The sequence below is a fragment of the Micromonospora sp. A202 genome (assembly GCF_006715105.1).
Classification (GTDB): Bacteria; Actinomycetota; Actinomycetes; order Mycobacteriales; family Micromonosporaceae; genus Micromonospora; species Micromonospora zamorensis.
Window position 1 is genome coordinate 3364135 of sequence record NZ_VFMP01000001.1, and the last position, 23454, is coordinate 3387588.

General features: G+C 71.9%; 24 protein-coding genes. 2 read left to right on the plus strand and 22 right to left on the minus strand.

The genetic code is table 11. The features are described from left to right. Positions 1-109: 109 nt before the first annotated feature. From FBZ33_RS15725 to FBZ33_RS15800, 16 genes are all read right to left on the minus strand, one after another. Entirely contained in the window at positions 110-1237 is a 1128-nt protein-coding gene (locus tag FBZ33_RS15725) for a hypothetical protein (RefSeq protein ID WP_088948433.1), read from the minus strand. 13 nt (positions 1238-1250) lie between these two features. Continuing rightward, positions 1251-3596, minus strand: coding sequence for a hypothetical protein (locus FBZ33_RS15730; RefSeq protein WP_141909629.1), 2346 nt, complete (start codon positions 3594-3596; stop codon positions 1251-1253). Between the two features lie 11 nt (positions 3597-3607). Further along, positions 3608-5044, minus strand: coding sequence for a baseplate J/gp47 family protein (locus tag FBZ33_RS15735; protein WP_185755314.1), 1437 nt, complete (start codon positions 5042-5044; stop codon positions 3608-3610). After that, entirely contained in the window at positions 5037-5540 is a 504-nt protein-coding gene (locus FBZ33_RS15740) for a hypothetical protein (RefSeq protein ID WP_088948436.1), read from the minus strand. The genes FBZ33_RS15735 and FBZ33_RS15740 overlap by 8 nt, the downstream gene beginning before the upstream one ends. Position 5541: 1 nt before the next feature. Further along, on the minus strand, positions 5542-5865 hold the full coding sequence (locus tag FBZ33_RS15745; protein WP_141909631.1) for a hypothetical protein: 324 nt from the start codon (positions 5863-5865) through the stop codon (positions 5542-5544). A 10-nt stretch (positions 5866-5875) separates the two neighbouring features. After that, positions 5876-7903 carry a hypothetical protein gene (locus tag FBZ33_RS15750; protein WP_141909632.1) on the minus strand — a complete coding sequence of 676 codons (2028 nt, stop codon included), beginning with the start codon at positions 7901-7903 and terminating at the stop codon, positions 5876-5878. After that, positions 7900-8565 (minus strand): hypothetical protein, encoded by a 666-nt coding sequence (locus FBZ33_RS15755; RefSeq protein WP_141909633.1) that lies wholly within the window; start codon positions 8563-8565, stop codon positions 7900-7902. Before FBZ33_RS15755 ends, FBZ33_RS15750 begins: the two co-directional genes overlap by 4 nt. Then, on the minus strand, positions 8565-9065 hold the full coding sequence (locus FBZ33_RS15760) for a hypothetical protein (protein WP_053659787.1): 501 nt from the start codon (positions 9063-9065) through the stop codon (positions 8565-8567). The genes FBZ33_RS15755 and FBZ33_RS15760 overlap by 1 nt, the downstream gene beginning before the upstream one ends. A 2-nt stretch (positions 9066-9067) precedes the next feature. After that, a complete protein-coding gene (locus FBZ33_RS15765; protein ID WP_141909634.1) occupies positions 9068-10552 on the minus strand; it encodes a hypothetical protein in 1485 nt (494 codons plus the stop codon). Beyond that, on the minus strand, positions 10549-13782 hold the full coding sequence (locus FBZ33_RS15770; RefSeq protein WP_141909635.1) for a hypothetical protein: 3234 nt from the start codon (positions 13780-13782) through the stop codon (positions 10549-10551). Before FBZ33_RS15770 ends, FBZ33_RS15765 begins: the two co-directional genes overlap by 4 nt. Positions 13783-13784: 2 nt before the next feature. Continuing rightward, the gene (locus FBZ33_RS15775; protein WP_141909636.1) at positions 13785-14039 is read right to left on the minus strand and encodes a hypothetical protein; all 255 of its coding nucleotides are present in this window, start codon (positions 14037-14039) and stop codon (positions 13785-13787) included. Between the two features lie 46 nt (positions 14040-14085). Next, on the minus strand, positions 14086-14514 hold the full coding sequence (locus tag FBZ33_RS15780) for a hypothetical protein (protein WP_099854053.1): 429 nt from the start codon (positions 14512-14514) through the stop codon (positions 14086-14088). 17 nt (positions 14515-14531) lie between these two features. Then, positions 14532-15701: a hypothetical protein gene (locus tag FBZ33_RS15785; protein WP_088948445.1), complete on the minus strand. Its 1170-nt coding sequence runs from the start codon at positions 15699-15701 to the stop codon at positions 14532-14534. A 39-nt stretch (positions 15702-15740) separates the two neighbouring features. Next, positions 15741-16682, minus strand: coding sequence for a hypothetical protein (locus FBZ33_RS15790; protein ID WP_141909637.1), 942 nt, complete (start codon positions 16680-16682; stop codon positions 15741-15743). A gap of 322 nt (positions 16683-17004) precedes the next feature. Next, entirely contained in the window at positions 17005-17376 is a 372-nt protein-coding gene (locus FBZ33_RS15795; protein ID WP_141909638.1) for a barstar family protein, read from the minus strand. Between the two features lie 72 nt (positions 17377-17448). Then, entirely contained in the window at positions 17449-17898 is a 450-nt protein-coding gene (locus tag FBZ33_RS15800) for a ribonuclease domain-containing protein (protein WP_255508889.1), read from the minus strand. 226 nt (positions 17899-18124) lie between these two features. Between FBZ33_RS15800 and FBZ33_RS15805 the strand changes: the two genes are divergently transcribed. Then, positions 18125-18952 carry a hypothetical protein gene (locus FBZ33_RS15805; protein WP_141909639.1) on the plus strand — a complete coding sequence of 276 codons (828 nt, stop codon included), beginning with the start codon at positions 18125-18127 and terminating at the stop codon, positions 18950-18952. Between the two features lie 83 nt (positions 18953-19035). Here the strand turns inward: FBZ33_RS15805 and FBZ33_RS15810 are convergent, their stop codons facing one another. The 5 genes from FBZ33_RS15810 to FBZ33_RS15830 form a co-directional block, all read right to left on the minus strand. Then, positions 19036-19605, minus strand: coding sequence for a peroxidase (locus FBZ33_RS15810; RefSeq protein ID WP_141909640.1), 570 nt, complete (start codon positions 19603-19605; stop codon positions 19036-19038). Between the two features lie 318 nt (positions 19606-19923). Beyond that, positions 19924-20253, minus strand: coding sequence for a hypothetical protein (locus FBZ33_RS15815; protein ID WP_141909641.1), 330 nt, complete (start codon positions 20251-20253; stop codon positions 19924-19926). 44 nt (positions 20254-20297) lie between these two features. Next, positions 20298-21533: a WXG100 family type VII secretion target gene (locus FBZ33_RS15820; protein ID WP_141909642.1), complete on the minus strand. Its 1236-nt coding sequence runs from the start codon at positions 21531-21533 to the stop codon at positions 20298-20300. Further along, on the minus strand, positions 21530-21838 hold the full coding sequence (locus FBZ33_RS15825; protein WP_185755315.1) for a type VII secretion target: 309 nt from the start codon (positions 21836-21838) through the stop codon (positions 21530-21532). Before FBZ33_RS15825 ends, FBZ33_RS15820 begins: the two co-directional genes overlap by 4 nt. Further along, the gene (locus FBZ33_RS15830; protein WP_370453089.1) at positions 21835-22167 is read right to left on the minus strand and encodes a hypothetical protein; all 333 of its coding nucleotides are present in this window, start codon (positions 22165-22167) and stop codon (positions 21835-21837) included. Before FBZ33_RS15830 ends, FBZ33_RS15825 begins: the two co-directional genes overlap by 4 nt. On the opposite strand from FBZ33_RS15830, the gene FBZ33_RS15835 reads away from it, so the two are divergent. Next, entirely contained in the window at positions 22079-22396 is a 318-nt protein-coding gene (locus FBZ33_RS15835; RefSeq protein WP_141909645.1) for a hypothetical protein, read from the plus strand. The genes FBZ33_RS15830 and FBZ33_RS15835 overlap by 89 nt on opposite strands. A gap of 461 nt (positions 22397-22857) precedes the next feature. Here FBZ33_RS15835 and FBZ33_RS15840 read toward each other — a convergent pair whose 3' ends face one another. Beyond that, complete coding sequence (locus FBZ33_RS15840) at positions 22858-23406, minus strand: hypothetical protein (RefSeq protein ID WP_141909646.1); 549 nt, start codon at positions 23404-23406, stop codon at positions 22858-22860. Positions 23407-23454 lie beyond the last annotated feature (48 nt).

Consider the following 23454-nt stretch of genomic DNA (forward strand, 5'->3'; position numbering starts at 1 on the left):
CGTGGGACTTCACGGTCGGGTGTGGACGATCGCCGCGCCAGCGCAGTGTCGTCACACCGACCCGGCGAGCGGCGTGGATCAACCGTTCGCCGGATCCGGCACCGACCGTTCAGCGCAGCTTGCTCAGCGTCCGGGCGTACCCGGTCCACTCCGCGGCGTCGCCGACGTTCGCGCGCACCTGTGCCTCCTTCATGATGGCGAGCACCTGCTCGGTCGGGGCCTCGGCCAACTTGCCGAGCGTGCTGATCCCGGCGCGGGCCAGCGCCGCCCGGGCCTTGGTCGGCACCCCGCTGAGCATGGCGATGTCGGCGTCGCCGACGTTCTCCAACTCACCCTCGATGCCGAGCGCCGCGGCGACCGCCGACTGGGCGCCAACGGTGGTCCGGACGATCACCGCCTCCCGCTCGCTCACCTCGCCGAGCATCGCGTCCACGCTCGGGTAGCTGGTGTCCGCCGGCAGCACCTTGAGCACGTCGCGGATCAGCCGACCGTCGGCCACCTCCTCCTCGCCGAACGCGCGGATGAACTCCGACAGCTTCACCTCGCGCGGGAAGCGCTGCCGGACGTCACCGTTCTCGGCGGCGTACCGCTGCAGGTAGGCCGCGCCCCGGACCTTCGGCCCGACGACCACGTCGACGCCGAGGGTCTCCACGGCGGGCAGCACGATGGTGCCGGCCTTGGTCTGCCAGATGCTGACCTTCTTGTCCATGAACATCGTGGTGCCCATGTACTTGCCGAAGTCCAGCGCGCCGATGTAGTTGGGGATCTGCTCGATCGCGTACGGGCCCGGGCTGACCTTGTTCTCGTGCACCGTCGAGTGCAGCCGGTTGATCTCCGCGCGGATCTCGTCGAGCAGCCGCCGCAGGCTGACCCGCATCGCCGCCATGCAGGAGAACGCCTTGGCCAGGTCGGTGCCGAGGTGGTCCAGGTCGTGTTCGATGCGGTGGAACCGCTCGTTGAAGCCCTGCTCCCCCGGGGTCTGCCCGGCCTGCACCACGTCCTCGCCGTCGACCCAGTCGCTGTGGGCGAAGGTGCGCGCGAACGGCGGCGGCGCGCAGCCCGGCTCCACTGCGGGGAACGACTCGGCGTAGCTGAACACCCGCTTCGCGGTGCCCACGTTCTCGTAGATCCAGGATGAGACCAGCACACTGGCGTCCGAGGCCGGAATGCCGTGCTTGGTGAACGCCTCGTACAGCTCGGTGACGGTCACCCCGTCGTAATTGATCTCGCTCGCCATTGTGGTGTCCCTCTCAGAGCTGGTCGTACACGCCGCGGTGCCGGCGCTGCTGGAAGGTGCGGAAGGTCCGGGCCACCGTCGGGCGCAGCGGCTCGGCGGTGCCGTCGGCGTCGAGGTCGACGTGGTCGCGGCGAATGCCGAACGTGTTGATCTCCACGCCGAGCGGGCATACCCGGGTCAGCGCGTTCATCAGGCGCTCGTACTGCGCCAGGGTCAACGTCACCCCGTCGGGCAGCTCCACCCGGAACTCGTACGGGTCGGTCCGGCCGGTCCGCACGTAGGAGAGCGCCACCACGGCGACCAACCCGGCGTGGGTGGGCCGCAGCGCGGTCCGCGCGCCGACCGCCTTGATCTCCGCGGTGCCGCCGCCGAGCCCCACGGTGTACCAGCGGAACCCGGTGGCCCGGCGTTCGGCCAGGTTCAGCCCGGCCTGCGGCAGCCCGATCACGCTGCACACCAGCAGGATCCGGTTGCCCGTCTCGACCAGCGGCAGCGCGGCAGCGAGGTGCTGCTCACGCAGCAGCCCGACCAGGCGGGCCAGCCGGTCGCCGGCAGCCGGCTGGCCGGCGATCAGCGCGCTGGCCAACGCGGCCGGCAGCTCGATGGTCTCCACCAGCTCGTCGGGGAGGCGGTTCAGCGCGGCGACCACCGGGGCCGGGTCCCGTACCGCGGGAAGGCCGGCGGCGGCCAGCACCTGGTCCACCGGCTGCCCGGCCGGCCGGGTCGGCACCGCCGCCCACCGGGTCCGGGCCGCCGCGTCGGTCAGCGGCGTCCACGCCGGCTCCCCCGCGCCGGTCCAGGCCGACGCGGCGGCGACCAGACCGGCGAGGAGCAGCGCGTTGCCGCCCGGGTCGCCCGGCGCGTGGAACTTCACCTCGACCGGCGTGTCGGCCCCGACCGCGGCGCTCAGCGGCGCGGTCACCGCCAGCCCTCGCGTGGGCAGGTGCGACAAATACATCCTGGTGGTGCTGACCCGGTGCGTCGTCGGCAACCCGCACACCCGCCACAGCCAGGCCAGCTCCCCGTCGGCTGCCACAGTGGGCACGCCCTGCGCACGGGCGGCGGCGATCAGCGCCTCGGCGGTCCGGTCGGCGGTGACCGCTCGGGCGGTGTCCAGCACCCGGTTGCGCAGGTCGGTGGCCTGCGCCGGGGTCGGCCAGCTCACGTCGACGCCGAGGCCCAGCTCGTAGCGGCTGCCACCGGCGTCGTCCTGGGCCCGGGTCACCTGCCAGACGATGGACGAGCCGAGCGCCCGGCAGACCCGACCGGCCCGGTCCAGGGCGGCTGCCAGCGGCGGTGCGACGCCGTGCGCGCTGTCGAAGGCGTACGACTGGCGCAGGCTGGCCCGCAGCGCGGTGACCTCGGCCAGCCGACCGGCCGGCAACGCCCGGCCGGCGTGCACTGTGTTGTTCGGCGGGGTGTTCGCGGGCAGCACCAGCCGGTCGCGGCGCAGTTGCGCGAGGAAGTTCGTGCGGTGCTGCGGATCGCCGGCGGCCACCAGCCGGATCGCCACCGCGAACCGGTCGTCGTCCTCGCGCACTGTGAACCGCGCGCCGCCGGGCAGGTCGGCGAAGAGCCCGGTGTTCGGGTCGGTGTCCGTGCCGGACCCGTTGAGCAGCCGGCGCACCGCACCAGGGGTGGGCAGCAGGAACCGCCGGTAGAGACCGAGCCGGTGGGCATACGCGGCGTCCGGCTCGCGGGCCGGTGGGGCCAGCCTGCGGGCGTACACCTCACCGGAGGCCGGCTCGTGCACCAGCTCGTCGACGAAGCGGGCCACCCCGACGTCCGCGCCGATCCGGTCCAGCGCGTCGCGCCGGGCGTGCGCGAGGGTCCGGTACGCGTGCACCTCCCGGGCCGCGCGGCGCAGCCGGTGCTTCTCGTACGACATCAGGTAGAGCAGCCGGCCCAGGTTGCCCTCCAGCACGGCCAGCTCGACCAGCCCGGTGAGCGCGGCACCGGTGACCGCCGTGGCGGCGGCGCCGTCGACGGCCCGCTCGGCCGTCACGGCGACGGGGAACGACGCGACCAACGGCTCGTCGGCAGTGTCCGGGGCGTACGCCGGCACCGACGCCCCGGCGGCCGACCAGGGCGCGAAGACCACCGGCGGCAGTACCCGCTGGCCCGCGCCGCCCGGGTCCACAGTGACGGTCACCCGCACGGTCTCCTCGGCCAGGTCGCGGCGCAGCACGACGGTGAGCAGCGGGTGGCGGCTGGTCCAGTCCACGACGGCGGCGCCGGTGCCGGCGAGTGGCACCACCACCCGCCGGACGGTGCCCGGGTACGGGCCTTCCAGCTGGTCGACGAGGTTACGTTCGACGGACGGGTCAGCGCCGTCCACGGGTACCCGGATGTCGGTCATCGGTCCCCCGCTCAGACGATCCGGAACGGCCGGGGGTCGTCCCGGTCGACGTAGACGGGCACCTGGTTCGCGGCGAGCACCGCGTTGTCGCCGACCGGCAGGCGCTGCACCCCGTCGCCGGTGGGCGCGCTGCCGGTCACCACCACCGCCGAGTCGGCCGGGAAGCGGACCAGCCGCAGTGCGCGGACGTCCGCGACGCCCGGCTCGTTCATCAGCGTCCAGATCACCTCGGCGGCGCGGACCGGCTCGCCGAAGGGCAGCTCGTCGACGTAGCGGCGCATCCGGGCGTGCAGGCGGGCCCGCAGCTCGGTGGCCGCTGTGGACGCGTTCACCGTCTCCTTCGAGCCGGTGGGCAGGGGCAGGCCCCGGATCACCAGATCGGCCTCGACACCGATTCCCACCTCGTCGGCACGGTCCACCGAGGCGAAGATGCCCACCGGGCGCAGGTCCTCGATGACCGACTCGACTGCGGCGTGCAGCCCGTCCGGGCCGTCCCAGATGGCCGCGGCGGTGGGCGCGACCAGCACCGTGACGTAGTACGGGTTGCCGAGGTCGCGTTCGGTGCTGAAGACCCGCTCGATGAAGTTGAAGTTGCCGAAGATGGACTGGTTGAGGTCCAGCCCGCCCCGACCGTCGAAGACCTGCACCTGACGTACGCCGGGCACTGTCGCCACGGCCAGACCGATCGCCTCGGCCGTCCAGATGGAGCGGGGCGCGGCCAGCAGCAGCTGCCGGTAGCGCGCGTCGGGGACCTGCTGTTCGCCCCCGGTCAGCGCGACGGTGTGGGTGATCTCCACCAGTTCCTTGCCGGCGGCCTGCTCGGCGTCGTCCAGGTCGGCCAGCAGGGTGTCGGCCCGGTTCCAGCGGTCGATCTTCTGGCTGGGTTGCGCGGGGTCGAGGTTGTGCGCCGGGCCGGGATAGAACGCGGCGACGGCCGGCACCCGTTCGCCCACGGCGGCGGAGAGCACCACCGTCTCGTCCAGCGCCACGTGGTGCCCGCCGGGTGTGGACAGCCGCGCTCCCCGGGGCAGTGTGAGCTGGGTGCGCCCGGTGGGCAGGGCGGCCTTCAGCTTCAGCTTCACCGTGCCCTTCGCCGGCAGGTACGGGCGGGGTATGCCGAGTTCCTCGCCGAGGCGGGTCAACGCGTCGGCGCTCGCCGACACCACGTACGAGTTGTCGTAGACGGCACCGAGCGCCGCCCACAGTCGGGCGTCCTCCAGCGCGGCCAGTTCCAGGACCTTTCGGAGCACCGCTCCGCTGGTCAGGTCGATGTCGTCGCCGAAGAGCAGCCGGGCGGTGGCCAGCTTCTCGGCGAGCAACCGGGCGAAGGACTTCGGCACGAAGCCGCTCTCGACGATGCCGAAGCCGGTCGAGCCGGTGGCCCGCAGTGCGGCGGCGTCAACGGCCAGGACGTCGGCCAGCTCGGCCGGGAGGGTGTGATCAGACACTGGGCAGCTCCCCGAGATGCACCGAGAGCCGGTCGTCGGTGATGGTTTCGAACTGGACCTGCACCTGGAGGGTGCGGGACGCGCGCAGCGCGGCCTTCGCCGCGTCGTCGGTGCCGTTCGCGCCGAGTCGACCGTCGTCGAGGTTCACGTCGACGATCTTGCGGACGCGGGGGTCGCGGTCGAGCAGCGTGATGATGCCGATGCGCACCTGCTCGCGGATCAGGTTCGGCTCAATCTGCTCGGCGAGGGCGTTGAGACCGTCGAAGCCGAAGGTGGCGTCGAAGACGTTCGAGCCGCGCAGGGTGGTCAGGGCCACCGCGAGGCTCTGGGCCACGTTGTCGGTGCCGGCGACGAGGGCCAGCACCCGGCCGTTCGGGCCGTCGTCGAAGACGATGTCGCGGGCCAGGTCCACGCCGGGCATGGTGGGTTCGAAGGCGAGGCCCCAGCCGAGGTAGCGGCGCTGGGCGGCCTGCCGTTCCCGCTCGGTCCGGTCCATCTCAGACCGCCTTCAGCTTGCTCTGCCCGGCGCTGGCGGACAGGCCGGGGGTGCTGCCGTCGGTGGCGCCGCTGAGCGAGTCCAGGGCCACTGCGACGTTGCCGACCTTGAGCTTCCCGGCGGCTCCGGTCGCCGAGGTCACCGTGCTGCACAGCTTGGTGGAGTTGCTGGTGGTGATGGTGCACCCTGCCACCGACTTGCCACTGATGCCGTCCAGCCGGACCACCGGCGCGTGGCTGACAGTCAGCTTGCCCTGCCCGGCCGGGGTGACCGCGCCCTGGTTGGGGCAGTGCACGTTGCTCGACGTGGTGAGCACGAAAGCCATGTCGCTCTCCTCAGTGGACGTTCATCGCGTTGCTGACCTGGACGTCGACGTCGTCGGCGGCGATGTTGACGGTGCCGCCGCTGATGTTCACCGCGCCGTTGCCCGCGTCCAGGTCGATCTGGGTGGCGGTGATGGTGATCGAGCCGTCCTGCTTCATCACGATCGACGACCCGCCGGCGGCGTGCTCGATGGTGATGCTGTCGGCCTCGTCGGCGCGGGCCGGGCGCTGGCCGCGCCCCCGCAGTTGGGCCCGGCCCACCCGCACGGTCAGCTCACCCAGCTCGATGACCCGGTTGCCGTCGCCGTCGGTGAGGTCGTGCGCCACCTTGCCGTCGTGGTCGGCCGGCACCACCGTGTCGCCGACCGACGAGCGACTGTTGGTGGCCACCCCGACAGGCAGGGACAGCCACCAGTCCCCCGGCTGGGAGACCGGGGCGTGCCCGGTGGGCCAGAGCGCACCGATCTCCACCGGGTCGTCCGGCGCGCCGTTGCGGTAGGCCAGCGCCACCCGGGTGCCCGGGTAGCGGGGCAGGATGAGCCCGCAGCCACCCCAGGCGAACGGGGTCAGGTAGGTCACCCCGGGCAGCGGCGCGGGCTGCTCCCGGCGGACCGGCAGGCGGCGGGCGCCGTTCGGGCGGCCGTCCGGGCGGGCCAGCCCCTCCCACACCGTCTCGGTCTGCGCCGGCGGTTCGACCGCGCCGGTGGCGTTGGTGGCCGCCGCGCGTACCTCGCCGATCTCCAGGCCACGCGTCTCGCCCCGGGCGGCGCGGGCGGCCCGGCGCACCGCCTCGGCGGCGGCCACCCCGGGCGAGGACGCCGGACCGGCCGGCTCGGCCGCGCCCACGCCGGAGGCGTCACTCCAGCTGTCCCAGGCCTGGGCGCCCGAGGTGACCTCGACGCCCTGCACCACGGTGACGAAACCGGCGGTACGCGACAGGGTGTGCCGGGCCGCGCTGAGGTAGAGCAGCTTCGCCCCAGCGCCCAACTCCCCGGTCGACGGGGCGAACGGGGCCGCGAACGAGCCGAGCAGTGCCGCTCCGACGCTGCCCAGCGTGGTGGCCTCGTCCACCGCCGGCGGGTCGAAGCGCACCAGGTCGCCGGGCTTCAGGTCGGGGCGGCCCTTGAGGGTCAGTGTCCACGCCCGACGGCGCGGAGCGGCGGTGCCGCCGGCCTCGGTGGCCGCGTACGGGTCGGTGTCCTGGCTGCCGTTCTCGGTGCAGGCGAGCAGGCCGGTGGCGAGGGTCAGCGGCTTGGGCTCCCCCTCCGGGTAGGGGATCGGCCGCTTGCCGACGTGCACGGTGCCGTCCCGGATCAGCAGCATCCCCCGCCCGTACGCGTTGAGCGACTGCTGCAACGCGCCACCGATCCGCTCCAGCGCGGCACGGTGGAGCAGCCCGGCGCCGAAGGCGACCCGCTCGTCGCCGGCCGCCTCGGTGGCGCCCCTGGTCATCGTGCCGTCCGGGTTCGCGCCCCAGGTGGCGATGTCCACTCTGGTCCGCTCGGCGACGGCGCGGATCGCGGCGCTGAAGGTCGCCGCCTCGAACCGCTCGGCGACCCGCTGACCGAGCCGGGCGTACGCCTGCTCGACGAGGGTCAGCTCGGTGTCGTACGTCCGCTCGCCGGTGAGCCGGCGCACCTTCGTCACCCGCAGCACGGCGACCAGCGCCTGGGTCAGCTCGGCCGGGGTGGGCCCGGCGTTGACGCCGACCAGGTTGGTGAAGAAGGCGCCGACCGAGGTGTTGGCGTCGCGCCAGTACAGGTGCAGTTTCGCCACCAGCGGTGGTTGGCCCTCGGCGGTGCGCAAGAGGGCGAAGTGCTCGTCGATCAGCCCCTGCACGGTGATCGTGTACGCGCCGGGGCCCAGCCCGTCGGGCAGCGCGGCGTCGATGGCCGCGTAGTAGTCGGCGCTGGACAGCGTGAGCGCCGCGTCCTGGCTCAGCCCGGTCGGGGTCTCCCGGTGGAAGGTCAGGGTCCAACCGGCGTCGTTGCCAACCGCGCCCTGGCGGACCTGACCGGTCTGGAACGGCGTGAGCGTCATCGCAGCACCCTCCGCAGCTTCTTGTCGAGCAGGTAGCGGTAGCGCAGCCGGCCGGGGCCCAGCTCGGATTCGACGCGCTGGGCGGGTGGGCGGCGACGCCAGACGAACTCGTTGATCGGTGGCGGCCCGAACTGGTCCGCCGCGCGGTCGGCGCGCCGCCAGGCCAGGGCGATGGACGAGCCGTAGTCGCCGGAGCCGCGTACCGTCCCGGCGTGCAGCAGCCAGCCGAGCACCACCACCTCGACGACGATCGGGGTGGCGGCGCGAGCGGGCTGCGCGGTGGCGGCGACCGCCGGGCCGGCGTCGGGGCAGACCCGGCGCAGACCGGCGGCGAGCGGCACCGAGCCGAGGATCCGGGTGCCCTGACGGACCACCAGTCGCAGCGGCACCCGCCCGACCAGCGCCGGTGGCGGGGGCACGGCCGGGGGCGCGGGTCGGGGCGCCAGGTCGTCGGCGGAGCTGCTGACCACCGCGAGGGGGTCGGTGTTCAGCCACTGCCGGGCCAGGCCGGTGGGCAGGATCAGCACCGCGTGGACACCGGCGCCCAGCTCGACGCGGTGCGGGAGGCCGGCGGTGAGGCTCTGCCGCACCTCGGTGAACCCGTCGGGCACCTCGACAGGTGTCTCCGGCAGCAGATAGCGGTCGATCGGGAACGGTGGCATCAGTTGCCCAACCCGTCGGCGAGCGCGCCGACTCCGATGCTGGCCACGTCGAGCAGCTTGCCGAGCAGGCTGGGACGGGGCACGTGGACGAGGGTGATGGTGGTGTCCAGGACGTCGCGGCGGGCGGCGGACGCGTTGAAGGTCAGCGACTGCACCTGCATGTCGGTGCGGATGGTCATCGAGGTGACCAGGATCAGCCCGCCGAACTTTCCCCCGGAGTACGCGGCGAGGGCGGTGCCGCGTTTGCTCGCCTCGGCCATCGTTTCCAGGGCGAACTTCCAGGCGTAGCGTTCCGCGCCGACGAGGACCCCGGTCAGGGTGATGGTGTCGTCGTGGGTGGCCACGATGGCCTTGTGCGCGGTGGAGCCGATCGGCGGCAGGTGGTAGGTCTGCGCGAGGGAGATGGCGGTGACGGCCCAGAGCGGGATCGGCAGCACCCCGTCGCTGATGATCGCCGACGGCACCGTGCCGTACCGCATGAAGCTGCTGGTGATGGCCATGCTCAGCGCCCTCCGATGGGTGGCAGCGACACCGGCGTACCGGTGGGTTCGACGGCCAGGCCCAGTGCGCGCAGCGCCTGGGTGATCTCGCGGACCTCGCCGGCGGCGCTGGTGACGCGCAGCCGCAGCCGGCGGTCCTCCAGTGCCCGGCTGATCCGCGCGGGCCGGGTGGACGCGGAGCCGCGCCGGTTGATCCGGTCGATCTCGGCTGCGGCGTCCTCCATCCGGGAGATCGCGTCGAGGATCCGCGGGTCGGGGGTGAAACCGGGGTCGTCGCGTTGCAGCCGGGCGATGGCGTCGCGGAAGTCGGAGGCGTCGCGGCGCAGGTTGGTGACGAGGTTGTCGGTGAGCGCGCTGACTCCGCTGACACTCCTGGCCCGGTGCGACTTGTCGTCGATCAGCCACACCCAACCGTCGTGGCCGATGCCGACCAGGTCGGTGCCGGCGACCTTGACGTTGGCGTCGGGGCCCTTGAGGAACAGCTCGATGCTGCTCAGCGAGAACGCGGCGCCGTACTCGCCGAGCACGCCGCGGCCGTAGGTGACCATGTCGTGGCGCAGGTAGGCGCGGAAGCCGGGGCCGTCGTCGGCGCGGCCGCCCCGGTCGCGGAAGCGTCGCCACAGGGTCGCCAGGGCCTCGGGGTTGTGCACGGCCAACTGCTGGGTGAGCCAGATGTCGCCGCTGGCCACCACCGCGCGCAGCTCCGGGTCGGCGGTGCGGGCCAGAGCCTCGGTGAGCCGGGCGTCGTTCATGTGCAGGCCCTTGGAGCGGGCCTTGCCGAGTTCACCCACTGCGGTCCGCAACCGGGCGACGTCGTCGGGGGTGAACCGGCCACCGAGCCGGGTCTCCAGGTCCGTGACGGCGGCCCGGCTGCCGCTCTCGGTTTCGGCGGCCACCGCCCGCCACAGCGCCTCCGGTTCCAGCTCGGCGGCGCGGCGCAACGCGGCCTGCTGGTCCGCCGGCATGGCCCGGAACGCTTCCTGGACCACTGCGGCGGGCTCGACGTGCCAGCCGGCCGCACTGGTACCGCCGGCGACCTCGAATTCGCGCAGCAGCGAGTCGGCGTACTGGGCTGCGTCGTCGGCCAGCCGAAGCGGCGCGTCCCCGACGATGCCCTCGCGCGGGCGGCTGAGTTCGCGCATCTCGGTGTTGAGCTGGTCGAAGCGCTCGCCGAGCGTCTCCAGCCGCACCCCCTCGGGCAGGGTGCCGCCCTCCAGCACGTGGTCGAGGATCGCGGCGATGTTGTCGCGCAGCACGGCGATGCGTTCCAGCCGGTTGAGCGCGTTGTTCAGGTGCAGGTCGCCGACGTCGTCGACGACGCGGCGGATGAGGTGCTCCAGCAGCCGCCGGGAACGCACGTCGCCGGCCTCGCTGTGCGCGGCGATGGTTCGCATGAAGCGTTGCAGTCGTGGGTTGGCGTCGGCGGCGGCGTGCACGGCGGCGGCGTCGAGGAACCGGCCGGCACGGAACCGGCGTGGCCCGGTCACGGCCGCACCACCGGGACGCGCGGACCCGCGGCGGCGCCACCGGGCTGTGAGTCCAGCACCATGAGGATGAACCGGGCGCCCTCCGGACCACCGACAGCGCCGCTGAGCATCGCCTCGCGCTCCACGTACGCGAGCACCGGCTCCATCAGCTTCTGCACCACCCGTTCCAGCACCTCGTTGAGCAGGATCTCGGTGAGGAACCCCTGGAGCAGGTCACGGGACGCGGCTTCGACGATCTGCCGGGTGACCCGGCGTACCACGTACCCTCGGGCGGTGCGCAGCCCGGCGCGGACACCGAAACGCAGGGCGACCCGGCCTCCGCGCACGGCCGCGCCGCCGATGGTGCCGGCCTCCGGGATCAGCGACAGCGCGAGTCCGAGGTACGCGGCGAACAGCTCGACCTCAACCTCGGTGCGGGTGAGGACCAGCTCCGGGTCGAGCATCGATCCGTAGAGGCGCTCGCGCTGGTGTGCGTGTGCCACGTCGACGGCGGCGACGGCCACCCCGACCACGAAGCCCAGCGGCGGGCAGAGCAGCGACAGCGCGATGATCCCCACCATGACGCCGAACGCGCTCAGCGCCTCCCGGCCCAGCTCGGTGTGGAACAGGCTGTCGACGCCGGTGGCGTAGTAGAGGTCGCCGCCGAAGAACTCGCCGATCTGCTGGTGGGTGACCAGGTGGATGCCCTGCAGCGCGAACTGTCCTCCGGGGATGGTGGCCGACGGGATGTGCTCGCTGATCCGGCTGGACCGGAACGCGAAGCGGGCGTCCGTGCGGGCACGGCCGAGCATCTCGGTGTTGTTGCGCCGCATGTCCTGCAGCACCCGCCACAGCTCGTCGCGGATCGCCGACCGGTTGCCGGCGAAGCGGGCCAGCACGTCGGGCAGGTCGGTGATCTGCTTGACCAGCGGGTCGATGCCCTCGGCCTCGCCGCGTTGGATGACCAGGGCCTGCTCGATCTCGGCGAGGGTCCAGAGCACCGCGTGCGAGTCGCGGATCCGGGTGGTGCCGTCACGTTCGACGATCTCGCCGGCCGCGCCGGGGCTGCTCAGCGCGGCCTCGGTGGCGAGGAACGCGCTGGAGATGGCGCGGGCGGCCCCGTACCAGGCGGTGGACGGGTTGGCCATGCTGACCGTGGCGAGGGTGCCGCCGCCGGCGTCGGTGTGTTCGGCCGTCCACCGGGCGGCCTCGTGGCGACGCAGCCGCTCGCGCAGGCCCTGGAGTTCGGCGTAGTCGGTGAGCTGGGACACGATCAACCGCTCGAAGATCGGCGCGTACCTGTCGAAGTGGGTGATCCGCGCCTCGATGCCGGTGCGCGAGCTGAGCAGCAGTTGCACGAGCATCGCCTGGCTGCCGACGACGAAGAGCTGCCCGACGGCGTCCTTGACCGCGCCGCTGAGCGCCTGGACGAAGTGCAGATTCCAGGACGCGGACGTGTCGATCCAGCCGCCCTGGATGCGGGCGAAGTGCTCGGGCTGGCTGTAGCGGCGCATCACCAGTTGGGCGAGGTGATCCAGGCGGGGCACGACCCCGGCCAGGTGGCGCAGGAACTGCACGGCGGGCGAGGCGACCGGCCGGAAGTCCAGCGGGCCGAGCCCTCCGGAACCCTGCGGCACAGGTCGGGTGAACGCCTCGCGTTCCGAGGCGCCGACCAGCAGGCTGATCGCCGCGGCCCGGCCGCGCAGCATGGCGGCGGCCTGGAGGCAGAAGTTCGCCGGGTAGCGGCAGGCCTCGCCCATCTGGAGCCGGAACGCGATGTCGTCCATCAGCCGGCGCAGCTCGTCGCCGTCCGGGCCGAGCGCGGCCAGCTCCGGTTCGCCGTTGAACGGGGCGCAGGCCCGCATCTCGGAGTGTTCGCCGGTGACGGCCGGGAACCGTCGACCCTCGCCGCCGGGCGGGGCGCTGGGGCTGCTCGGGTCGAAGACGAACCCGCCCCGGCGGGCCCCGCCGCTGCCGTCCCCACCAGTGCCACCGCCGCCCGGCCCGGTGCCGGTGCCGGTGGGATCGCCCGGGCCACTGCCGGTTCCCGCGCCGGTGCCACTGCCCGCGCCCGTTGCGCCGCCCACGCCGGAGCCGCTCCCGGTACCCGTCCCCGAACCGGTGCCGTCGCCGATGCCGCCACCGGGGGGTGCGTTCGGGTCCGGTGGCGCCGCCGGTCGCTGCTCGACACTGATCGGCAGGAGGTTGGCGGTGCCGGTCCAGTGCAGCGTCTTGTCGGTCTCCTCGGTGCCCACCAGCAGCAGCGAGACCCCACCGATGCTGATCACCACGAGGCAGGTCGGCACCGCGCCGCCCACCGAGGCGAGGATCGCGTCGACCCGCCGGGTCACCTCGGCGTCGACGGCCCGCTCGATCTGCGCCTGGTACTCGTCCACACTGGTGGTCTCGCCGCGCGGCTGGGCGGTCCGCAACCGCTGCCGGATGTCGGCACTGAGCTCCTCGTCCACCATCGCGACCAGGGCGCTCCGGTCGGCGACCAGCCGCCGCTGCACCGTGCCGGGCTGCGGGCTGGGCACCCGCTCCTCCACCTCGAAGTGCGGCTGCGGAGCGGCCCGGAACACCGTCTCGCCGAACCGCTCGAACGTGAGGACCGACCACGGGGTGGTGTTCACCATGACGACCCAGACCGGGCGACCGTCCGAGCCGACCACCCGGGCGATCACACCCTGCGGCGTGCCCGACGGCAGGCCGCCGTGCTGACGTACCGCCTCACGGCCCAGCTCGGCGAAGTGGCTGGCCAGGTACGTGACCGGCCGCAGCAGCCACTGGTAGGTCACCGAGGGCGGCTCGTCGCCGTCCACCGGCACCTCGGCGGCGTCCCCACCGTCGTCGTAGGACGGCACCCGGTAGACGGCCAGCAGGTGACGCATCCGCTGCCTGTCGAACACCTCGGCCGCCGGTCGGCTCAGCGGCGCGGCCACCCCGGCCGGAAGCCCCGGGTCCAACCGCGCCGCCGTGATCACCTCGTCGATGCGCCGGCGCAGCCGGGCCTCGAAGGCCCGCCGATCGTCCGGGGACACCCGCTCGCCGCCCGCGCCGGTCCAGCGGAACTCCGGCGGGTTGGGGCGTACCTCCAGGTAGCCGCCGCGGGGCGCGACCACCTCGCGGCGGGAGCGTTCCAGCGCGCGGGCCAGGGCCGCACCGAGCGCGTCGGTCACCGCCGCCGGCCGCTCGGTCACCGACCGGACGTCCAGCCGGATCCGCACCGGGACGTGCACCGAGATGGCCACCGTCAGACCTGCCCGTCCAGGTGGTCGGCGAGGCGGGCCAGCGCGAGGTCGGCGAGCGCGTCGGTGTCGACCGCGCCGCCGGCCACGACCACCTCGATCTCCACCGGGAAGTGGTACGCGATGACAGCGCGGTCGTCCTCGGCCACCTGCGCGGCCTCCGCCTCGCTGCCGGCCGCCGGCAGCACCAACTCACCCGCGTGCACCAGGGCCAGCCCGGTACGGGTGACCCGGGCGGCACGGCCAGCACCGGTCGTCATCTGCTACCTCCGGTTGATCGTTGGCGGGCTGTCACGTCCTGCCCGGTCAGGGCAGCACGGACTGGTCGCCGGTCTTCGGGTCGACGGTGGCGGCCAGGCTGAAGCCGCTGAAGGTCGCGGCCGGGGCGCCGGAGATGGTGGCGGTGGTCGGCGTGGCGCTGGTGATCATGCAGTCGCGCAGGACGAAGGACGAGAACGCCCAGTCGTCGCCGGTGTGCTCCAGCAGCGCGATGTCGAACAGGTCGCCGTCGAGGGCCAGCTTGGTGAGCCGGCCGGCGACGTCCCCGATCGCCTTGACGGTCATCGTGAAGTTCATCGACACCGGCGCGTGGATGACACCCAGGTGGGTGACCTCGCACGAGTGCAGGGCCTCGACGTTGAGCGAGAAGGATGGGCTGAACGAGTCGATGGGGCTGATCAGCACCGTCTCGGTGCCCTTGGTGTACTGCACCGCGAGGCGGGTCTTCCACTCCATGGTCTGGTTCCTCCGGGTCAGAACTTGGCCACGAGCGTGACCAGCAGGCGGCTCACGGCCGGGCCGTACGTGACGGTGACGACCAGGTCGACTGTGCGGTCGGCCCGGGCGGCGGTGACGATCGAGGTGTCGGTGGCGGTACGCGCGACCTCGGGGATGGTGAGGATGTCCAGCACCGGGATCTCGATGCGGTAGTCGTCGATCACCGACTGCCGCTTGAGTGGGCCGAGGATGCCGTCGACCTGGGTCTTCAGCAGCGTCATGCCCGGCTTGGTGATCCGCGCGTCGCCGACCAGCCCGATCAGGCCGGCGCGCAGCATGAACTCGATCGCATCGAGGGTGCGCACCAGGTCGACGTGCAGCAGGCTCGCGTCGGAGGTGAACAGGCGCCCGTCGGCGAAGTGCAGACTCTCCCCGGTGATCAGCGTCGGGTCGATGATCGGCGTGAGGTTGGCCTCGGACAGGCCCTTGATCTCAGCCGGGCTGTACTGCTTGGCCACCGGGATGGCGACCCCGCGGATCTTCTTCAGCACGATGCTGTGGTGCACCGGCAGTCCGGCCACGGCGGCCATCGCGGCGGTGGCCGCGTCACCGTCCGCGCCCCGGGCGGCGATCATCACCATCCGGCTGGTGCTGCTCTTGAGCGGGTTCGCGGCTGTCGTGATGTCCGCGACGTAGGTGGGGCCCTTCTCGGTGGCCGGGTTGACCATGGCGAACCCGAGCCGCCGCTGGCCGGCCGCGGACATCGTCTCCACGTGCGCCTTGAGCGCGTGCAGCCCGGTGGGGGCGCCCGCACCGGCGGGGTTGCCGACGCCCGACTCGTTGGCCAGCGACACCATGGTCACGTCGTCGGCGGCCTCCAGACCGCCGAGCGCGGCGGCGTAGTCGTCGCCGGCGACCTTGACCCCGTACACCTTGGCCGGACGCGGGTCCTGCAGGAACGCCAGCTCCAGGGAGTTGTAGAGGGCGTTGCGCACCACGTTGCCGGCCTGCCGGCGGGCGAAGTTGGTGACCGCGTCGTCGAGAGTCTCGATCCGGACCGGCGTGTTCGCCGGCGCCGAGCCGCCGTCGGCCGTGGCCGGCGCCTTACCCACCACGGCAATGACGCCCGGTGAGCGCTGGGCCAGCGGTGCCGGTGGCGGCACGATCCGGACCTCGATGAACGGGAATGCTGCTGTCGGTGCCACGGGTCCTCCCGGACGAAGTTGCTGTTGCGGTCTGGGGTCTCAGGTCGTCACGGCGGCGAGGCCGATGCCGCTGCGGGCGAGCCACTGGCCGGCCCGGGCGAACCGGGCGGCCCGCTTCTGTGCGTCGGTGCCGGTGTCGCCGCCGGGCCAGCCGTCGTCGTCGAACGTCTCGACGGGGACCACCCAGACGGCGACCACCCGATGTCGTCGCCGGACGTCGTCCGGTGCAGGCACGTCCAGGCCCAACTCCTCGGCGCGGGTCCGCACGAGGCGGGTCTCGACGAGCAGGTCGGCCAGGGAGAAGCCCTGGTCGCGGATCAGCACGGCGGCGGCGAACGGCAGCGGACGCGGGGTCGGTGGGGCGGCTGGCGGCGCCGCGTAGCGCAGCTTCACCGTGGCCCCCGCGGCCTGCCCGCGCATCCGCGTCACCAGGTCGCCGGCGTTCGCCGCGCCGACACCCGCGAGCAACCGGTCCAGGTGCGCGTCGGTGAACGCGGCCGGCTGGTGCAACCCGGCCCGCAGGCGGGCCACCAGCCGGCTCCGGCGCTCGGTCTCCAGTTGCGCCGGGTCGGCCGGCAACGCGCCCAGGTCGGCGACGATCTGCGGATCCACGTCGAAGGCGGGCACCGCCACGTCGAGGTCCTCAACCCGGTCCCGGGCGGCGCTGGTCCGCACCACCAGGCTGCCCCGCCACAACGCGTCGATCCGCAGCGCCGCACCGCCGAGCCCGTGCAGGCGCACCCGCAGCTCGGTGCGGGTGGTGCCAGCGGAGCCCAGCCACTCCCCCTCGGCCACAGTGACGGGAGCGGCGGCGAAGCCGAGGGTCAGCTCGTCGAAGACCGCCGCGTACGGTGGCGCGACCGGCATCGCCTCGGTGTCGTACGCGGCCTCGACCAGGTGCGCCAGGGACGCGTCATCGAAGAGCGCGGCGCGGCTGCCCGGATCGGCCAACCGCACCAGCACCCCGTCGACGAAGTCCACCGCACGGCCTCCCCGCTGCCCGCGCCGGTGCACAGTGCCCGGCTCGGCACGAGGATCGCGAAGGGCCCGTCACCGGACCGTCACCGCCACCGTCACCGTTGCCCGCCGCCGCCGCGACTGTCGGAAACTGAGCACCCGCACAGCTCTCCGCAGCCCTTGCCGTCCGTCCTCAACGGCGGCAGGGCGCGGCGCGGCTGGAGGCGGCCTCACCCATGAGCGTGATACCTCACAGTCATATTGATGCCTCACAGTCATCACGCTCATCCGCACATGCGCCTCCGACTGCCCTCACCCACCGTGAGACACCCTCCGCGCGAGCCGGTTAGCGATCGGCGGGCGAAGCTCCGTGCAGGACCACACGGAGAGGATGTGGGGCGCTGGTGGCGAGATCGCCGAACACGGCGAGCAGCAGGGCGTACTGACCGGCCGGCTCGTCAACGAGCAACTCGCCAACGTCAGTGACCAACAGCGTGAGCGGGCCGGCGGCCAGCCGGTCCCGGAGCACGTCGGCGAGGGCGTCCCAGGTGCTCCCCAGGTGCGCCGGCAGGGCCAGCGCACCGGCCAACGCGGCGAAGAGCGCGGGCCGGGTTCGAGCTGCTCCACCGGACAGCACCACCGCGCCGGGCAGCTCCGGGACGGCGCCGCGACAGACCGTCAACCAGTCGGGCAGCCGACCGTCGTCCTCGTCGTACATCAGGTTTCTCCTGGTCTGGCCTGGGCGACAATGCCGGGGCCGGCCGGACGCAGCCGGCCGGCCCCCGGTCGGTCAGAGCCGGTAGAAGTCGGTGTAGTGGTTGGGTGAGAACCAGGTGACCCCGGTGCTGCGGTTCACCACGATCCGGTACGCGTCCCGGGCGGCGCCCTGGGTGCGCGGGTAGACGTCGTACTCGTAGTAGGTCGCGTTGGTGGGTAGTTGACCCTCGTAGTTGTAGAACCGGCCGCCGGCGAAGTTGGATTTGCCGCCGCTCCAGGAATACCAGCCGCGGCTGGTCGGGAAGCCCTTGGCGGACCAACCCGAGCGGGCGGTACGGGCGTCCGCACAGCGGCTGACATTGCAGGAGCTGTAGACCGCCGCCGAGGCGGAGTCGGTCAACCGCGGGGCCACCACGGACGGGCCGACCAGCGCGGCGGCGACCATGGCGAGGAGCAGGGCGAGAGTGGTGGTACGCCGGCGGATCGCGCCGAGCGTGGCCAACGGGGACACGAGGGTGGACACAGGCTGCCTCCAGACCATCCAGTCGATCGATCCGCGTCACTGTCGGATCGAGCCCAGTCTCACCGTTGTCGGTCGATGGCGACAGCCCGGTCACCCCAACTGCGCCACAATGCTCGGTGAACCCCGCACGACCCTCCGCCCTCGTGGGCCCTGACGGCGTGGCTACGGGCATTTCGGTCATCGGTTGTTAGCGTGAAACGCGGATCCGCGACCGTGGAGGGGTGCCATGACGGACGCCCCCGATGGGAGGCCGAGGCCCGCGGACCAGTGGCGACACCGGGGCGTTCGGGGGCTGACCATCGCCCGCGACGCGAGCGTCCGCGGTTGGCGGTGGTGGGCGCGGCACTGGGATCGACTGGTCGCGGCCCTCCAGGACGAGGCGCCCGTCGGCCCCGGCGCGGCCCCGTCGCCCTCCGGCCCCCTCGTGGAGCAACGCGACGCGCCCCGGCTGATCGCGGTCCCGGCACGCGGATACGTGTACTCGTTCCACATCCGCGCCACCTTTGCCTGGTCATCGTCGACGAGCCTGCGCTCCGAGGTGCTGAGCTGGTACGTGCAGTACTTCCAGCCCAACGCGATCCAACGGCTGACCCGGCTCGCCGCCGACGCCGCCCGGAATCTCCCGCCGCATCGCGCGGGTGACCTGGAGGTGGCGTTGCGGCAGGCGCTCGCCGACGAGCCGGAGTGGTCCTACCAGCGGGGTGACATCGTCATCACCTGCCGCCCCGACGCCGCCGTCCGGCTCGACGAGCGGATCATGCCGGCGCTCCAACCACACGTCGACCGACTGCTCGAACTGGAGTACCAGTTCGACGAGCAGGTGCGCAAAGCCCGGTACGCCGAGGAGCTGAGCCGCCAGTGGGCGACGCTCCTGAACAGCCACGCCGACGACCAGGACGTCGCCGACGCCCGCGACCACATGCTCACCACTCAGCGGGAAGCCGCCCGCTGGATCACCGAACTCCTACGCCGCCACGCCGAACACCCGCAGGAAGCGACCGCGTCCCCAATCCCGCCCCAGAGCCGCCCTTCAAGATCATTTGATGGTGAGTAGCGATTCAGGGCTACAAACAGCTACAGAGCATCAAGTGATCATGCGTCGGGGAGACGGAGTCTGGTTGGTGCGTTTTCGCTGGTCTAACCGCCAAAGCTCAGCGCCTGCCGCAGATCCACATCCAGGCTCTCGTTGTACTGCGGGTCGGGCTCAGCCCCGCCAGCGCTGAGGACGGTGCTGAAGAAGCATCTGGCGCCAACGGCGAGGATCACGCGAAAGATGTCCGTGTCATCGAGACCATGAGCGCGCAGGCCCGCGACGTCGGCCTCGGTGATGGAGTTCGCGTCGGCCGCGGCCTTCCCGGCGAAGTTGACGACTGCGACCTCCTGCGCGGAGAGACCGGCGTCACCGTGGTCTGACGCGATGGCGGCGACGGTAGGCGCGTCGAAGAACTTGTCGCGTAGGACCTTTCCATGAGCCAGGCCGCAGTAGGAGGATTTCAAAGCCCGGGCCGCGGCGAGGGTCGCCAACTCATAGCGGCGCAACTCCATCCCGGCCTTCACCGCACCGTTGAGCTGCTGCCATGCCAGGTACGCCGCCGGGCTGTGGGCGAACAACCTGGTGTAGTTGGGCAGGTAGCCCATCGCCTTCGTGTCCGCATCGAACATCCGCTCGGCGTCCGGCGACTGCTCTGCCTGCTGCAGGAAACTCATCCGACTCCTCCCCATTCTTGACCCGGGACGGTACGCCCATTGGGACTGCGGATGCTGTCGGGAAATCGGCCGTACACGGGCGCTCGACGATCTGGCGGCTCGGCCCGCCCTAGCTCTTCAAAGTCCCGCCAGGATGAGCAGACACTTTCAGCACCAGCCGGACTACCTGGGCAGCAAGAACGCCTGTACTGCAGAGAGCACGCAGGTCTTGCCGTCCCGATGAAGCGCCTTCTCCAACAACCGCGCGAGGTCGCGGCCCATGGGCCCGGACAAAGGCTCGTGAGCCCATGCCTGCCCCTACGTTCAGAGCTCCGTCGGTCAGATTCGGGGATGCGCGTCCTCGATGCGTTCCGCTTGAACGTACGCGAGGAAGTCCATCTGTTCGCTGGGGCCCAGTGCCTCGAACGCGGCGTAGGCGCTCGCCCGCGCATGCACAGTCTCCGCCGCCAACAAGCCGATGATCGCGGCCCAGGCGAGGGAGACAAGGTGGAATGCGCGGTCTTCACGCAGGGTCGTCAGCCGGCTCAACTGTTCAAGCCGACTGGCGGCCTCGTCGTCGGAGCGCGCCCGGTCGACCAGCTCGAACACCGCTTTGCCCCGGTACGGACCCCCGCTCGCGGCCAGGTCCGCCAAGTCCGCGTTGGTCATTTGCCGCACCGGTGGGACCGGAAGGTTCGGCGGGGGTGGTGCGGTCACGGATCAACTCCGAAGATTCTCGAATACTCTTCGCGGATCGCCTGGTTCAGGCGTTCGACGGACTCGTGGTCACCAATCGAGTTGGCATAGTCAATCTCCCTCTGGTACGCCCGTACTTCGTTCTCATACCGCACGACCGGGTCTTCGAACCAGCCTCTCATGCCCGCCCAGCCGGCAGCCTGGTCGTCGCGCAGGTGCTGCATCTCGTGCAACAGCGCCCCGTACGACGCGTCCGGATCGAGGACGAGTTGGCCGGGGCGGCCCGGACCTGGGGCAGGACCGTAGGCGAGCGCACCCGGGCGGAAGGTGATCTCGACATCCAGGTTCCGGGCCTCCTGGATCGCCGCCTCCCACTCCTCGGGGTGGGTCTGTCGCGCCGGGCCCCACTTACGAAGCGGATCGGCGTCGGCGTGATAGAGATGGGTGCCGCGATCGAGCGCGCTTGGCGGCGCAGCTCCCCCGGGCGTGGTGCCGCGGACAAGGGCCTTCAGATCCGCGATGAGCTGCTCGAGGCGGCGCAGGATGGGTGCCAGCCGGCGCAGACTCTCGATCAATCCGTGTAGCAGACGGGTGATCCGGGCTACCCACTTACCGGCCAGAGCGGTCACCTGCGTGATCACCCAAGGGGTTGCCAGGCCCAGTGTCAGTCCCGCCTCGGCCAGCCACTCCCAGAGCCGCACCGCCAGCACTGATACGAACTCCGCGATGAGGTCACGAACCAGCCCACGGACCATGGCGACGAGCAACCCGGCGCCGGTGGTGATCTCCGCCATGGCATCCGCGGCCCTGGTGAGCGCGGTCATAGCGGCGACTTGACGGTCACTGTTCCTGCGGTACGCGTAGGCGGCGGCACCGCTCCAGCCCGCTGTCTGGCTGCCGACCATCGCGCTGAAGTTGGTGCCCGCCTCGCCCGCGGCCTTGGCGACATTGCGCCAGGTCTGCGCGTACGCGGCGATCTGATCTGGGTCGCCGGCCAGCTCGTCCAGCGCGTCGGACAAGGGCTTGACGTGCTCGATCAGCCAGCCCACTCCCCACGCGACCAGTTGCCCGAGCGGATCCGTGACGAAAGCGAGGGCATCCATGGAGGTCGCCACACCGCCGATCGCGACATCGATCCAGCCACCGGACGTGTAACCCGCCATCAGGGCGTCGATGTCCTCCGCGATGAAGACGCCGCTGAACGCGGTCGTGCTGTCCTGGCGGGCGGCGATCAACGGGGACGGCTGGTTCACCACGTGGCTCCATCGAACCGGGCGGCTGCGCGTTCGTCACCCCGCTCGTACCGGTCGGAAACCGTACGCAATTCGTCGGCCGCCTCCTGCAGCGCCCGTACCGTCTCGCCGAAGCTGTCGATAGCGGCCTCTTGCGTTGGGTTAAGCAGGCTCGGTATCAGTTGGCACAAACGACCGTACGCATCGCGGCCCAGCGCGATCGAGGACGCTGCTCGACGGCACTCGTCGATCGCGAGGGAGGTGTCGTCGACGGCCGAGGCGTGGACTCGCAGCGACTGGGCGTCGACTTCGAAGCCGTCGGTCACCAGCCATCCTGTCGCCGCCGCGAGCGATCATCTTCTGAACTCTCAGGCGGCTCGGGGAACCGCTCGGCGTAGCTGGCCACCACAGCACGGCCCGTCTCCGAGCCCTCGCCAACCGTCCGGGCCGCCACGTCAGCCACCGCCTCGGCGAGCCGGGCCTGCGCCAGCCGCATCGTGTTCATGATCTGCTCAGCGATCCGCGCAGCGGCCCAGCCCTGCACCCGATCACTCAACCGCAGCTCGGTGACCACCCCGGTGGCGGCGACGGTGACCCTGACCGCGCCGTCAGCGGTGGTTGCGGAGGCAGACAATGCCGCCACGAGTCTCGACATCTCCTGCGCCTGGGCGGCACGTTCGCTCACCGAGGCGGACCAGGATCGCACCCAGTTCTCGGCCGCGTCCGCATCCATCACGCTGCTCGCCCTCCCCGTGGACCTGTCCCGACTACCGCAGCGCCTCGCCCAACTTGGCGAGCCCATCTCGGGAGTGCAGGTCGTCGATCTCGCCGGGTCGGTCCTCAAGCTGCCGCTTGGCGGCACCGATTTCGCGGTCCCACTCTAGGACGTGCCACCTCACGGCCTCCGCCAGGAAGCGCTGCGGGTGTCCCGGCCCCATCGTCTGGTGTCCGACGTAAATGCGCTCGAAGCACCAAAGCAAGGTGAAGTATGCCTGCACCGCCTCGTGTTTCGCCGCCCCGCAATCCATCCTCGGGCGCACCCGCGCTTCGGCTAGCGCCCATCGATAGCGATGGGATATGCGCGAACCACGAGCCTGGTGACACTCGCTGTCGGGATGCCGCCACATTGCAAGATGCAGCGGGTCATTGTTCGGACAGGTCGGGTGACTCGACGCCCAGGGACGCATGCGTTCCGCGTACCGCGGATCAGCAGGTCGACGAGTTTCGCGAGCCCGGCGGCACCGTACGTGTCGTGCGCCTGCCGGGTGGTCTTCAGCAGCGGCGCCGCGCGGTCCAGAATCACGCCTTCCGGAGTCCGTGCGGGGAGATTCGCTTCCACGTTTTGTCAGCCGTCATCGGTGGAGAAGCGTTGCTGCAGGGCCGGCGACTGCTCCACCGAGCCACCCCGGACGCCGAGGCTGCGCCGGGCCGCCCAGTAGTAGCCGTCGCGGGACTCGTTGACAGACGTGAGCAGCCTCGAGACGTCCTGCGGCGGCTCGATGATCCCGCGTGCGAGCCGTTCGACCTGCCAGACCGCGTCCCGCCACACAGCGGCGGCTGCGACCGTGGTCTCATCGCCGAGCAGCAGCAGGTTCTCCCAGACGATGGTGCGCCGCGCGTCGGACGTGGCCAGCCGGGCCAGTCCGTCCTCCCGGTCGATCGGGTGGCTGTGCGATCCGGGCCGCAGGTCGGCGGTCATCCGTAGCGCCACCGCGTGACTCTCCTTGAGGGCGTGCGCGTAGTCGACGTACGCGTCGAGCCGCCGCTCGTCCCAGCGGACGCTCTGGCTGCGCCGCCACCGGGCGCGGTCGGCCAGCGAGGTGGCGAGGATCGTACCCAGTGTGCCGACCAGTACGCCGAGGAGCGCCGGAAGCTGCGTCAGAAGCGTGCTCACGCCGCCGAGGTTGCCAGCACCGAGCAACCCCGACCACCCCTACCCGAC